This window comes from Myxococcus guangdongensis, from assembly GCF_024198255.1.
In the GTDB taxonomy this organism is placed as follows: Bacteria; Myxococcota; Myxococcia; order Myxococcales; family Myxococcaceae; genus Myxococcus; species Myxococcus guangdongensis.
Window position 1 is genome coordinate 94984 of sequence record NZ_JAJVKW010000014.1, and the last position, 12642, is coordinate 107625.

General features: G+C 68.9%; 11 protein-coding genes. All 11 read left to right on the forward strand.

The genetic code is table 11. The annotated features are described in order from the left end of the window. The first annotated feature begins 513 nt into the window (after positions 1-513). The 11 genes from LXT21_RS34590 to LXT21_RS34640 are packed head-to-tail and all read left to right on the forward strand — an operon-like array spanning position 514 to position 12633. A complete protein-coding gene (locus tag LXT21_RS34590; RefSeq protein WP_074951203.1) occupies positions 514-1116 on the forward strand; it encodes a Pvc16 family protein in 603 nt (200 codons plus the stop codon). Continuing rightward, the gene (locus tag LXT21_RS34595) at positions 1113-2552 is read left to right on the forward strand and encodes a hypothetical protein (protein WP_254042499.1); all 1440 of its coding nucleotides are present in this window, start codon (positions 1113-1115) and stop codon (positions 2550-2552) included. Before LXT21_RS34590 ends, LXT21_RS34595 begins: the two co-directional genes overlap by 4 nt. 39 nt (positions 2553-2591) lie before the next feature. Then, positions 2592-4142 (forward strand): phage tail sheath family protein, encoded by a 1551-nt coding sequence (locus LXT21_RS34600; protein WP_254042500.1) that lies wholly within the window; start codon positions 2592-2594, stop codon positions 4140-4142. Positions 4143-4200: 58 nt separating this feature from the next. After that, on the forward strand, positions 4201-4653 hold the full coding sequence (locus LXT21_RS34605; RefSeq protein ID WP_254042501.1) for a phage tail protein: 453 nt from the start codon (positions 4201-4203) through the stop codon (positions 4651-4653). A 14-nt stretch (positions 4654-4667) separates the two neighbouring features. Continuing rightward, on the forward strand, positions 4668-5198 hold the full coding sequence (locus LXT21_RS34610; RefSeq protein ID WP_046716006.1) for a phage tail protein: 531 nt from the start codon (positions 4668-4670) through the stop codon (positions 5196-5198). A gap of 11 nt (positions 5199-5209) precedes the next feature. Further along, the gene (locus tag LXT21_RS34615; protein WP_254042502.1) at positions 5210-5401 is read left to right on the forward strand and encodes a DUF5908 family protein; all 192 of its coding nucleotides are present in this window, start codon (positions 5210-5212) and stop codon (positions 5399-5401) included. Positions 5402-5403: 2 nt separating this feature from the next. Further along, positions 5404-6105 (forward strand): CIS tube protein, encoded by a 702-nt coding sequence (locus LXT21_RS34620; RefSeq protein WP_254042503.1) that lies wholly within the window; start codon positions 5404-5406, stop codon positions 6103-6105. Beyond that, positions 6102-7901: a type VI secretion system tip protein VgrG gene (vgrG, locus tag LXT21_RS34625; protein ID WP_254042504.1), complete on the forward strand. Its 1800-nt coding sequence runs from the start codon at positions 6102-6104 to the stop codon at positions 7899-7901. The genes LXT21_RS34620 and vgrG overlap by 4 nt, the downstream gene beginning before the upstream one ends. A 25-nt stretch (positions 7902-7926) precedes the next feature. Continuing rightward, positions 7927-8229, forward strand: coding sequence for a PAAR domain-containing protein (locus LXT21_RS34630; protein WP_254042505.1), 303 nt, complete (start codon positions 7927-7929; stop codon positions 8227-8229). A 6-nt stretch (positions 8230-8235) separates the two neighbouring features. Next, the gene (locus tag LXT21_RS34635) at positions 8236-8661 is read left to right on the forward strand and encodes a GPW/gp25 family protein (RefSeq protein ID WP_254042506.1); all 426 of its coding nucleotides are present in this window, start codon (positions 8236-8238) and stop codon (positions 8659-8661) included. Positions 8662-8664: 3 nt separating this feature from the next. Continuing rightward, entirely contained in the window at positions 8665-12633 is a 3969-nt protein-coding gene (locus LXT21_RS34640; protein WP_254042507.1) for a baseplate J/gp47 family protein, read from the forward strand. Positions 12634-12642 lie beyond the last annotated feature (9 nt).

Consider the following 12642-nt stretch of genomic DNA (forward strand, 5'->3'; position numbering starts at 1 on the left):
GGCCCTACCTCCGCCCGCCCCCCCGCCGGAACGCGCGCGAGGCCGACAATCCGGCCCGGGCGGCGCTGACTCACCCTCCCCCGTCGACGCCTGGGCCGCCCCACCCGCCCCGCGCTGTCCGGGGACACGACCCGCGCGGACCCTCCAGGTGAGCCCTGGATGACAGGCCCTGGACCCCGCCCCTCCCTCGGGAGGGGAATGCCGCGCGTTGGAATCGCCGCGCCCCATCACCCATCCTCGCGACGCCTCCTTCCCCAGACACCAAAGACAGACACAACGGGTTTCAACAGACATCCTCCCCGGCACGTCTGCCCAATCCCCCTCGTTTGACACACTGGCTTTACCTGTTACTGTGACTTCACTCCGCGAGACCACCCGCGCGAGCGCAATCAGTGGCAACGACGGCGCGCCCTCTTCCGGTGCGCCCTCGTGAAGAAGCCCGGCGGCCCTCCGGGTCTCACTTCCACCCTTGAAGACAGACGTGCCCGGGGGGCGCGCTGAGAGAGGTATGACTTGGGTAAGCTCGGAGGCACATTGGAGCTCATCCGCGCGCGGCTGGATGAGTTCATCCGCAACGCGGAGCTGGCGCCCCGGCAGGAGCCCTGGGTGGTGCTCTCCAACCTGACGGACCACGAGGGCCGTCCGGCCGCGCCCGCGCGCGACGCGGTGGTGATGTACCTGGCCAACCTCCAGCACGAGACCATCGTCAGCACGTACAACCGCAACGTGCCCGTGTCGCAGGACACGTACGGCATCGTCTCGCCGCCGCTCTACATCGACCTGTTCGTCCTCCTGTACGCCAACTTCGAGGACCAGGCGTACGCGGTGGGCCTGGAGGCCATCTCCCAGGTCATCAGCTACTTCCAGCAGACGCCCTGGTTCACCCAGCAGAGCCTGCCCGGGCTGGACCCGGACATCGACAAGCTCACCTTCGAGTTCGTCAACCTGGACCTGCTGGGGCTCAACCACCTGATGGGGCTGGCGGGGGTGAAGTACCTGCCGTCCGTCTTCTACAAGGTCCGGATGATTCCCTACCGGGGCACGGCCATGCAGGCCCAGGTGCCGGCGGCCAAGGGTGTCGAGGCGCCAGGGCAGCCCCGGGAGCAGGAGCCATGAGCCGCGCCCGCCGCGCCTACGAGCGCGCCCTGGACGGCCCCTCGCGGCTGAGGCCCGACCCCCGGCAGCAGCCCGGCCCCGCGCCCCACCGCAACGACGGGCCCGCCCGCCGCTACTCCTATGAGCGGCTGGTGACGGTGGACCTGCGCCACACGTACTTCAACGGCGCGGAGGACCGCTGCCCCGTGCTGCGCTGCCAGCCCACGCCCGACACGCGGGTGAGGATGCGCGACTGGGGCCTGCTCTTCCTCGACGAGGGCACGGACTTCTCCGTGCTCTTCGACTCCAACCGCCTGGACGCCTTCTTCTCCGCGGTGGAGCGCAGGAGCCAGCAGGGCCAGTGGACGTGGCTGTCCTTCGTGCTCGTCTCCGACACGCCCTACTTCGTCAACTTCACCGACCTGCCCAGCGACTTCCAGCCCAACCTCTACAACCTCTACTTCAACAACCTGGGCGCGCACTTCGTGGGCAGCCCCCCGTCCCCCACGGACCAGCCGCTCCACTGCGAGGGCGCTGTCGCCCCGCCCATCCTGCTCAACCCCGGCACGCACGTCACCGCCGACAGCCGGCAGCGCGTGGTGGGCACCCAGGTGCAGGTGGTGCTGGTGAGCGACGCGGTGGACCGCGTCGTGGTGATGGATGTGTCCGGGGAGCAGGTCCTCTGCAAGCCGTGCAGCATCCCCAGGTCCCTGCTGGCCCAGCGCACGCCCTACCTCATCACCTGCGCGCAGGTGGCCCAGGCGCGCGCGAAGGGGCCGGGGGAGGAGCAGCGCGTGGGCACGGTGCTCTACCTGGACCTCGCGGGCGTCCCCGAGGGGCTCTACACCCTGCGGCAGCTCGCCGCCGACGGGCAGGTGCTGGACCAGGAGGTCGTCCTCTACACGCAGGCATACCCCGCGCCGCTGGGCTTCATCGACCTGGTGCTGGCCAAGCCCTCCCCCCAGGACACGGGGCTGTATCCCCTGTGCGACGTGCCTCCGCAGGGAGACGGCGCGCGCGTCGTCCCGCTGGAGCTGCAGCTGCGCTTCGAGCGGCGCAGCACGCGCTGGTGCTACTTCGTCGTCCCGCCCAAGGGCGTCACGTACGAGCAGCTGCGCCTGGTCGACACGGACACGTCCCAGCCCGTCACCTTCTCCGGCCCCGTGCCCGTCCCCATCCCCGGCGCGGGGGTGACCCAGTGCTTCATCGCGGACCAGGACCTGCCGCTGCAGGAGCTCTCCAGCTTCGTCTTCGAGCTCAAGGGGCTGAGGACCCAGGGCCTCTTCGAGAACACGCTGATGTCGCGCGTGCCCGTCGCCACGCCCGCGCTGGTGCTGCCCCGGAGCGGGCCGGCGCCCGGCAAGCCCCGGAGCACGCGCCCCACCCGGTACTCGCGCGACCCGGCGCCCTCGCTGGAAGGGGCGCGCGACTACTCGGACATCTTCCTGAACCTCTGAACCCCGCAGCCGCAGCGCCACCCACGAAACGAGGACCCGATGGCCACCCGACCCGCACGCAAGACTCCCGGCGTCTATGTCACCGAGCTGGACGCCTTCCCACCCTCCGTCGTCGGCATCCAGACGGCGGTGCCCGCCTTCATCGGCTACACCCAGACGGCCCAGCTGAGCGGCAAGCCCGTCCTCAACAAGCCCATCCTCATCAACTCGCTGGCGGACTATCAGCAGGTCTTCGGCGGCGCGCCGGACCCGCTCTTCCGGCTGGAGGAGGTCACCGACACCACCAAGCAGAAGGCCGGTGACTACGACTTCAAGGTGTACGACGCGGCCACGCCCGTCTGGAAGTACTACAACCTGGTCAACTCCACCGGCACCCAGTTCAACCTCTTCAACAGCCTGCGGCTGTTCTACGCGAACGGCGGCGGCACCGCGTACATCGTCTCCGTGGGCGACTACACGGCCACGCTGGGCGCCGACGCGCTCAAGGGCGGCCTGGACGTCATCGCCGAGCAGGTGGGCCCCACGATGCTCGTCGTCCCGGACGCGGTGAACCTCACCACGCTGGCCGACTACCAGAAGGTCTCCGCGAAGATGCTCGACCAGTGCGGGCAGCTCAAGGACCGCGTGGCGCTGTTGGACGTGTGGGGCTCCGCCACCGTCACCAAGGACACCCTCACGCAGGTCATCACCGACTACCGCGGCATCCTCGGGGACAAGTTCCTCAACTACGGCATGGCGTACTTCCCCTTCCTGCACACCTCCGTGCAGGAGGTGAGCGACTTCGACTACCGGAACATCACCCTGGAGGCGACGCTCAAGGACATCCTCAAGCTGGAGAGCGCCAACCTCTACGCCACCAACCCCACGCGCAAGACGGCGGTGGACGCGGACATCGACAAGATGGGCACCGTCACGCTCGAGGAGGAGGTGCTGGCGCTCAACCAGAACCTCACCGCCGCGCTGCCCCTGCTCACGGACATGCTGCGCGTCATCACCGGCAAGGACGACGTGCTGCCCTCCAGCGGCGCCATGGCGGGCATCTACACGTGGAACGACACCAACCGGGGCGTGTGGAACGCGCCGGCCAACGTCAGCCTGACGTCCGTCACCAGCACCACCTTCAAGCTCAACAACGACCAGCAGGCGGACCTCAACGTCCCGGTGGACGGCAAGGCCATCAACGCCGTGCGCGAGTTCGTGGGCCGGGGCTCCGTCGTCTGGGGCGCGCGCACGCTGGACGGCAACAGCAACGACTGGCGCTACATCCAGGTGCGCCGCACGCTCGTCTACGTGGAGCAGTCGGTGAAGAGCTCGTTGGACCGCTTCGTCTTCTCCGCCAACGACGGCAACACCTGGGCGTCGGTGACGTCCATGGTGTCCAGCTTCCTGCAGGGGCTCTGGTCCCAGGGCGGCCTGCTCGGCGCCACGGCGTCGGACGCCTTCAGCGTGGAGTGCGGCCTGGGCAGCACCATGACGGCCCAGGACGTGCTCGAGGGCTACATGGTCGTCCAGGTCACGCTGCAGATGATCCGCCCGGCGGAGTTCATCGAGCTGACCTTCAAGCAGAAGATGGAAGGCGCCAGCGCGTAGCGCGCCGTGCCGTTGTGACGACTGATTCCACCCGATTCAAGCCGAACGAGGAGCCGCCATGGCAGGAGAAGTTCAGAACGACATCTGGCCGTTGCCGAAATTCTATTTCTCCGTGCAGCTCGGGGACGACACCTCCGTGAGCTTCCAGGAAGTGGATGGCCTGGAGACGGAGACGCAGGTCATCGAGTACCGGCACGGCAACAACCCCAGCTTCTTCCCCATCAAGATGCCCGGCCTGGGCAAGGTGGGGAACGTGAGGATGCGCAAGGGCATCTTCGTGAACGATGCCCGCTTCTGGGCCTGGTACAACGAAATCAAGATGAACACGATTGCCCGGCGGACGGTCATCATCAGTCTGCTGGATGAGCAGGGCGCGCCGAAGATGACGTGGACGCTCAACAACGCGTGGCCCACGAAGCTCTCCGGCACGGACCTCAAGTCCGAGGGCAACGAGGTGGCCGTGGAGACGCTCGAGGTCGCCTTCGAGACGCTCGTCGTCGCCGCGCCTTAATCCCTCTCATCGCCATGTCCGAACCCTACTATCCGCCAGGCGCGTTCTACTTCAGCGTCTCCGTGCTCGGCTCCGCGACGCTGCTCGCGGCGGCGAGCGATTTGGACGCGTCGTTCCAGGAGATCTCCGGCATCGAGGCCCGCTGGGACACCGAGGACGTCACCGAGGGCGGCGAGAACCGCTTCATCCACAAGCTGCCCAAGGCGGCCCGGTACTCCAACCTGGTGCTCAAGCGGGGCGTGGTGACGCGGGACTCGTTCCTGGCGGAGTGGTTCGGACAGAGCGTGGGCTCGGGGCTGTCGTTGCCCCTGCTCCCGCAGAACATCCTGGTGCTGCTGCTCAACGAGGAAGGCCTGCCGCTGGTGGCGTGGGGCTTCGTCAACGCGTGGCCGCTGCGCTGGCAGGTCTCACCGATGAGCTCGCAGGAGAACCGCATCCTCACCGAGTCATTGGAGCTGTCCTACAACTACTTCGAGCGGGTGAACCTGGGCAGCCCGGCCTCCGTGGCCATCAAGCTGGCCCAGCTCACCTCTCGGTTGATGTGAGGCGCGCGCACATGCCGCTCGAGGTCAACGAGGTGGGCATCCAGGTCAACGTGAAGGACGGCTCGGGCGAAGACGGCCTGGAGGTGTCCAGCACGCCGGTGGCGGACTGCAACCACGCGGAGGAGCAAGCGGAGAAGGAGCGGATGATGGAGGAGTGCGTGCGGCGCGTGCTCCAGGTGCTCAAGGCCCAGCGGGAGCGTTGACCATGGGGTTCTCCGGCAGCCTCGAGAAGATGAACGTCATCGCCTACCAGAAGTCCGACTTCACGTCGGAGGTGGGCCGCTACACCGTGTACATCAACCCGGCGTCGTACTCGCAAACGTACTGCGTCAAGTACAACGACGTGCAGCCGCAGGGCAGCAGCGGCGGCTCGCCGGAGTTCAACCGCATTCCCTCCGACACGGTGGAGCTGGAGCTGGTGTTCGACGGCACCGGCGTGGTGCCCAGCCCGCTGCCGGGGCTCATGCCCTTCACCGACGATGGCATCGCGGACCAGGTGTCGAAGTTCAAGAACCTGGTCTTCACCTACAACGGGAACATCCACAGCCCCAACTACCTGAAGCTGTCGTGGGGCACGTTCCTGTTCAAGTGCCGGCTGTCGAAGCTGAGCATGACGTACACGCTGTTCAAGCCGGACGGCACGCCGCTGCGCGCGCGGGCCAAGGGGACGTTCCTCGGCTACAACGACGAGGTGGAGCTGGCGCTCAAGGCGCGGATGAGCTCTCCGGACCTGACGCACGTGCGCACCGTGAAGGCGGGCGACACGCTGCCGCTGATGTGCTTCCGCATCTACGGCACCAGCACGCTCTACCTGGAGGTCGCGCGGGTCAACGGCCTGGTCGACTTCCGGCGGCTCACGGTGGGCTCGCAGTTGGTCTTCCCGCCGCTCCAGGAGCGCCAGACATGAGCCCCCCCTCGCCCGCGAAGGACGCAGGCGCCCTGACGACGTTCGCCATCCAGGCGGACGGGGCGCTCATCCCCACCACGTTCCGCGTCGTCTCGGTGGACACGTGGCTGGGGGTCAACAAGCTGCCGCGCGCGAAGCTGGTGTTGTTCGACGGGGACGCCGCCACGGGCACCTTCCCCATCAGCGCGATGTCCACCTTCCTGCCCGGCGCGCGCGTCACCATCTCCGCCGGCTACGACGGGGACAACACGCGCATCTTCGAAGGGGTGGTGTGCCGGCAGGGGTTGGACATCGACGCTGGGTCGGGCTCGAAGCTGGTGGTGGAGCTGAGCGACGAGGCGCTGAAGATGACGCTGGAGCGCAAGAGCGGCTTCTTCGAGAAGGTGAAGGACAGCGCGCTCATCCAGACGCTGCTGTCGCGCAACGGGCTGTCCGGGAGCGTGGAGGCCACCACGGGCGTGCACGACGAAATCGTCCAGTACTACGCCACGGACTGGGACTTGATGGTGACGCGGGCGCAGCTCAACGGCCTGGTCGTCATGGCGGACGGCGGGAAGGTGACGGTGGCGGAGCCGGACACGAGCCAGACGCCAGTGCTCGCGGTGGCCTACGGCACCACCATCCTGGACCTGCAGGCGGAGCTGGATGCGACGACGCAGTTCGATGCGTCCTCCATCAAGGGCTACACCTGGGACGCGGGGGCGCAGAAGCTCATCGAGTCGGGGCCTCGCGCGGTGTCGGTGAAGGAGCAGGGCAACGTCTCGTCGGCGCAGCTGGCCAAGGTCTTCGGCGCGAAGAAGGTGGTGGTGCAGACGGGCGCGGAGCTGACGTCCACGGACCTCCAGGACTGGGCCTCGGCGGAGCTGCTGTTGTCGAAGCTGTCGAAGATTCGCGGCACGGTGCGCTTCCAGGGCAGCGCGCTCGCCAAGGTGGGCAAGACGCTGGAATTGGGCGGGCTGGGGCCTCGCTTCAACGGCACGGCCTTCATCAGCGGCGTGAGGCACCACATCGAGGACGGGCGGTGGCTGACGACGGTGGACTTCGGGTTGTCCTCGCGCTGGTTCACGTCGGAGTCGCCGGACATCGCGGCGCCCGGAGCGTCCGGGCAGCTGCCTCCCGTCAAGGGACTGCAGACGGGCGTGGTGAAGCAGGTGGCCAAGGACCCCGGGGGGGAGCTGCGCGTGCTGGTGGGGCTGCCGCTCTTCCAGGACCCGAGCCAGGGCGTGTGGGCGCGGCTGGGGATGTTCTACGCGTCCAAGGGCGTGGGCGCGCTGTTCTATCCGGAGGTGGGCGACGAGGTGGTGGTGGGCTTCATGAACGAGGACCCGAGAGACCCCATCATCCTGGGCTCCGTGTACAGCAAGCAGCGCGCGCCCGCGTCTCCCCCAGACGAGCAGAACACGAAGAAGGCCGTGGTGACGCGCTCCAAGCTGGAGCTGTCGTTCGACGACGAGAAGAAGATCATCCTCATCAAGACGCCCGGCGGCCACACGGTGAAGCTGGACGACGCGTCCGGGGCCATCTCGCTCCAGGACAGCAATGGCAACACCGTGTCGCTGTCCAAGGGCGGCATCGTGTTGGACAGCGCGTCCGACGTGAAGATTTCAGCGAAGCGCAACGTGGCGGTGAAGGCGGGGGGGAACCTGACGCTCGAGGCCACGGGGAACGTCTCCGTGAGCGGCGCGCAGGTGACGAACAAGGCCTCGATGAAGTTCGCGGCCAGCGGCAACGCGCAGGCCGAGGTGACGTCCAGCGGCGTCCTCACGGTGCGCGGCACGCTGGTCAAAATCAACTGAGTGCCGTGCCTGAAAGGAGTGCCTCATGCCTCCCGCAGCCCGACTCACCGACTTCCATCAGTGCCCCATGACGACGCCCGTGGGTCCCGCGCAGGTGCCGCACGTCGGGGGTCCCATCGCGGGCCCAGGCGCCGTCACCGTGCTCATCGGCGGGCTGCCCGCGGCGAAGGTGGGCGACATCGCCATCTGCGTGGGGCCGCCGGACGCCATCGTGAAGGGCTCCATGACGGTGAAGGTGATGGGGCTGCCCGCGGCTCGGTTGGGGGACAAGACGGCCCATGGCGGCACCGTGCTCGTGGGCCTGCCCACGGTGATGATTGGAGGGTGAGGCGCGATGGAGACCAAGGCCCCTTCGTTCCTCGGCACCGGGTGGAGCTTCCCGCCCACGTTCTCCCGGAGCACCGGCGGCGTGATGATGGCCAGCGGCGAGCTGGACATCCGCGAGAGCCTCTGGGTGTTGCTGTCCACGTCGCTGGGCGAGCGCACGATGCTGCCCAACTACGGCTGTGAGCTGCGGACGATGGTGTTCCGCGGCGTGAACACCACGCTGACGCGGCAGATACAGGACTACGTCCAGCAGGCCATCCTCTACTGGGAGCCGCGCATCGTCGTGGACGCGGTGACGGTGCAGAAGGACGCCTCGGTGGAGGGGCTGCTCACCATCACCGTGTCCTATGTCGTCACGCAGACGAACTCGCGCAGCAACCTCGTCTATCCCTTCTATCTGCAGGAGGGGAGCATCCCGGTCACGGGGCCCTAGACCATGGCTCCGCTCGACAAGAAGGTCGCCATCAACGACGCGCCCAGCCAGCTCACGCGGTGGCTGCGCGCGCTGGAGGACGGGTATGCGCCGGTGGACGGACGCACGCGCTCGGAGCTGCTCGACTTCGCGCCGCGCTTCGGGGCGCTCGTCTACTTCTATGACTTGAAGAACCAGCGCGACGGGAACTGGTCGGAGTTCTTCCTCGCGGACCCGGTGATGGTACTCGCGTCCATCGACGCGCTCGACACGGGCTCGGTGGAGGAGCAGTTCCTGCGCACGGCGCGGGAGGTGGACCTGGCGCGGACGCCGGAGCGTGCGTTCCAGACGCTCTCGGAAGGCTTCGAGCTCCTCCTCGGGCTCGCGCGTCGGTTCGACCTCTGGCTGCGCGGCGCGGGGCTGGGCGCGCAGGGTGAGGCGGCGCGGCTCCTGGGGCAGGACCTGGTGGGCGCCGTCGAGGGGCCGCTGTCGGGGGCGCTGCGCTCGTTGGTGAGCATGGCGAAGGGCGCGGCCGGACCGCAGGCGCTGGGGCGGCTCATCCGTCTGGACATCGCTGGGATGTCGCCGCTCTGGGGGCTGGAGGACCTGCCGGCGGATGGCTCGGCGTATCGCGGTGCGACGAAGGAGGCGCGGGCGCGCTCGGCGATGGCGAAGCTGGAGCCACTGCTGGGGGCCTTCCTGGATTCGCTCTCACAGCTCCAGGGGCTCGCGCGGCAGGTGCTGCCGTCGGCGCTGGCGAATGGGGACCATCCTCCGCACCTGGCGCTCTACATGGCGTTCGTGCGGCTCTTCCGCACCGCGCAGGACACGGTCAACTCGGTGTCGGGGCGGTACGCGCCCTTCTATCACCGCGACGTGCTGCGACTGCGTCCTCGGGGCGCGCTGCCGGACAGCACGTACCTCACCTTCACGCTCGCCGATGACGAGGCGGTGAGAAGTGAGGTCGTTCCCCGAGGCACCCTGTTCCCCGCGGGGAAGCGTCCGGATGGACAGGACATCCTCTTCGCCTCGGACAACACGGTGGGCGTCTCCCGCGCCACCGTGGCCCGACGACTCGCGCTCCGTGTGCTGCGGGGACCGCTGGTTCCGGAGGTCGCGGCGCCCGTCGCGAGCTCGCGCGTGCTCGCCGCTTCCGGACCCAGCGCGCAAGGCACGCAACCGCCATCCGGTGGGCTGCTTCAGCCGGTGACCTCGGCAAGAGGCGACCTGGGGCCCGCGTCGGCGGACCGGGAGCGTTCGACGCCCGGCGCGCTCGGGCCACGACCGTCAGCGGCCTCACGACCCGGTCTCATCGACGGCCCGCACCCATCTCCGAAGCCTCCGACCACCACTCCGCCCGTCGAAGGAGAGGCGCCGCTCACCGTCGTCAAGCAGGTGCTCATCTCGGAGATGCCTCTCGAGCCGGCGGTGGCATCGGACCCGGCCGCGGAGCCGCTTCCGGGTTGGGCGACGTTCGGTGCCGTGCAGGAGGGCGTCACCACCACCGCCGTCACGGGCCCCGCGGCGCTCGGCTTCGCGCTCGCCTCCAGCTACCTGCGCCTGACGGGCGGCAGCCGCGTGGTGACGTTGAACGTGCCCCTCTCATCCGAGTCCGCTCGCCTCCTGAGCACCCGACTGGAGGCGCTCGCCGAGGCCACCGGCCTGGATGCGCAGACCGTGTTCCTCCAGGTGCTGCGTGAGTCGTTCACCCTCCAGGTCTCCACCGAGGATGGCTGGCTGACGGTGGAGCGCTACGAGCCCATCCTCCCCGCGAACCTCGGCCCCGTGGGCGTGGTGCCCGTGGTGACGTTCTTCGGGCTCTGGTTCGAGCTGCCCCCGTCCGCGCCGCCCGTGGTGCCCAACGGCGCCGCGCCCGCGCCGGACCTGCCCATGCTGCGCGCCTTGCTGAGCCCCGAGCCCGTCGCCCTGCGCAACGGCGTCGAGGTCCATCCCGTGTCGCTGCTGGACGCGGTGGCCTTCCAGAACCTGGAGCTGCAGGTCCAGGTGCGCGACCTGACCGGCGTGAGCATCGAGAACACCCAAGGCGAGGTGGACCCGAGCACCCCGTGGGCCCTCTTCGGCGCCTCGCCGGTGGTGGGCTCGTACGCGCGACTGCGCCACTCCGAGCTCTTCGTCAAACGCCTCGACACGCTCTCGCTCGCGCTCGACTGGTTCAACCTCCCCTCGGACAAGGAGGGCTTCGCGGGCTACTACCGCGACTACACCGTGGGGCCCGACGGACTGCCGACGGAGAACCTCTTCGACAACACGAGCTTCAGCGTGGACCTGCGCGTGCTCCGGCCCGGGGCCTGGACGCTCCAGCCCCTCGCGGCTCCCAGCTCGCCGCCGTGCCCCGTGTCCCCTCCGAGCGATGATGTGCCCAAGGAGGGCGTGCGCGGCTGCCTCTTCCGCACGAAGCCAGACTGCGACACGCCTCCGCCCGAGCCGCGCGGCACGCTGTGCCAGGACACCGTGCTGAAGCAGTTCGACGTGGCCCCCGGCACGCCGCCCGACTACTACGACCCGGCGACGAGCGCGCTCGAGCTCCGACTGGCCACTCCGTCGTATGCCTTCGGTGACTCGCTCTACACCGTCAACGTGTTGAACGCGGTGCTGGCGGAGCTGCCCGACGGCTCGCAGCCTCCTCCCACGGAGGGCTCGCGAATCCTCAAGGACATCAAGTACCCGAATCCCCCCTGGCTGCCCCAGGTGCAGACGCTGGCCGTGCATTACTCCGCGCACTGCCTGCTCGACGAGGCGCGCTACTTCCACCTGCTGCCCTTCGAGGGCTTCAAGCAGGTGACCGCCGACCCGCAGCGGGCGGTGGCGCTGCTCCCCCACTTCAAGGCTCCCGCGAACCTGTACCTCGGCTTCACCGGCCTGGACGAAGCCCAGAGCCTCACGATGCTGTTCCAGATGAGCGGCACCTTCACGGGGACGGGCGAGGTTCCCACCGTGCAGTGGGAGTGGCTCACTCCGACGGGATGGAGTCCGTTGCCTCCGGACCAGGTCCTCTCGGACTCGACGCGCGGACTGCAGGGCACGGGCATCCTCACCCTGGGTCTGCCCACCTTCACCTCGCGAGGCAGCACGCTGATGCCGAAGGTCGCCGACGAGGGCGACTATCAATGGCTGCGCGCCTCCGTCCCGGACGAGGCGGAGGACTTCCCACGGACGCTCGCGCTCACGCCACACGCGGTGACGGCGACGCGAAGTGAGCCAGGCGTCGATGTGGACACGCCCGTGCCCGCGGGGGCCATCAGCCAGTCCGTGCAGGAGCTGCCCGACATCGGCGACATCTCCCAGCCGATGGCGTCATTCGGAGGACGCCCGCCCGAGACGGCGCGCACGTTCGAGGTCCGCGCCTCGGAGCGGCTGCGCCACAAGGAGCGCGCGGTGCTGGCGTGGGACTACGAGCGGCTGGCCCTGGAGCGCTTCCCTTCTCTCTGGAAGGTGAAGGCCCTGCCCGCGCACGCGCCCCGTCAGTCCGGCGTGCCGGGCGCGGTGCTCGTGGTGGTGGTGCCCGGGCGCGATGCGACGGCGTCGGCGGACCCCACGGTGCCCCAGGCCACGTCCGAGCTGCTCGAGCGCGTCGAGCAATTCCTCGCCGAGCGCGCCAGCGGCTTCGCCCAGGTCCGCGCCGTCAATCCCCTCTATGTCCGCGTGAAGGTGGACGCGCAGGTGCGCTTCCGCGCGGGAGAGGAGACGGGCGCGAGCCTGGAGCGACTCGACCGCGAGCTCGTGGAGTACCTGTCCCCCTGGTACTTCGATGCGTCCCGCGCGACACGACAGGGCCAGTACGGCTCGAGCGCGGACGTCTCCGACTTCATCCAGACGCGTCCGTACGTCGAGGAGCTGCTCTCGCTGGAGCTGGCGCACACGCCTCGTCCCGAGTCGCTGGAGTCCGACTGGTACTTCCTCACCTCGGAGACCCGGCACGCGCTGCGCGCCGCGGACGCGCCCGCTGCCTTGCTGGCGGCGGATGGCTACTGAGCCCTTTCG

Bases quoted from the DNA above. Each gene is read 5' to 3' on its own strand.
- LXT21_RS34595 (WP_254042499.1), top strand. From the start codon at position 1,113: ATGAGCCGCGCCCGCCGCGCCTACGAGCGCGCCCTGGACGGCCCCTCG.
- LXT21_RS34600 (WP_254042500.1), top strand. From the start codon at position 2,592: ATGGCCACCCGACCCGCACGCAAGACTCCCGGCGTCTATGTCACCGAG.
- LXT21_RS34605 (WP_254042501.1), top strand. From the start codon at position 4,201: ATGGCAGGAGAAGTTCAGAACGACATCTGGCCGTTGCCGAAATTCTAT.
- LXT21_RS34610 (WP_046716006.1), top strand. From the start codon at position 4,668: ATGTCCGAACCCTACTATCCGCCAGGCGCGTTCTACTTCAGCGTCTCC.
- LXT21_RS34615 (WP_254042502.1), top strand. From the start codon at position 5,210: ATGCCGCTCGAGGTCAACGAGGTGGGCATCCAGGTCAACGTGAAGGAC.
- LXT21_RS34620 (WP_254042503.1), top strand. From the start codon at position 5,404: ATGGGGTTCTCCGGCAGCCTCGAGAAGATGAACGTCATCGCCTACCAG.
- vgrG (WP_254042504.1), top strand. From the start codon at position 6,102: ATGAGCCCCCCCTCGCCCGCGAAGGACGCAGGCGCCCTGACGACGTTC.
- LXT21_RS34630 (WP_254042505.1), top strand. From the start codon at position 7,927: ATGCCTCCCGCAGCCCGACTCACCGACTTCCATCAGTGCCCCATGACG.
- LXT21_RS34635 (WP_254042506.1), top strand. From the start codon at position 8,236: ATGGAGACCAAGGCCCCTTCGTTCCTCGGCACCGGGTGGAGCTTCCCG.
- LXT21_RS34640 (WP_254042507.1), top strand. From the start codon at position 8,665: ATGGCTCCGCTCGACAAGAAGGTCGCCATCAACGACGCGCCCAGCCAG.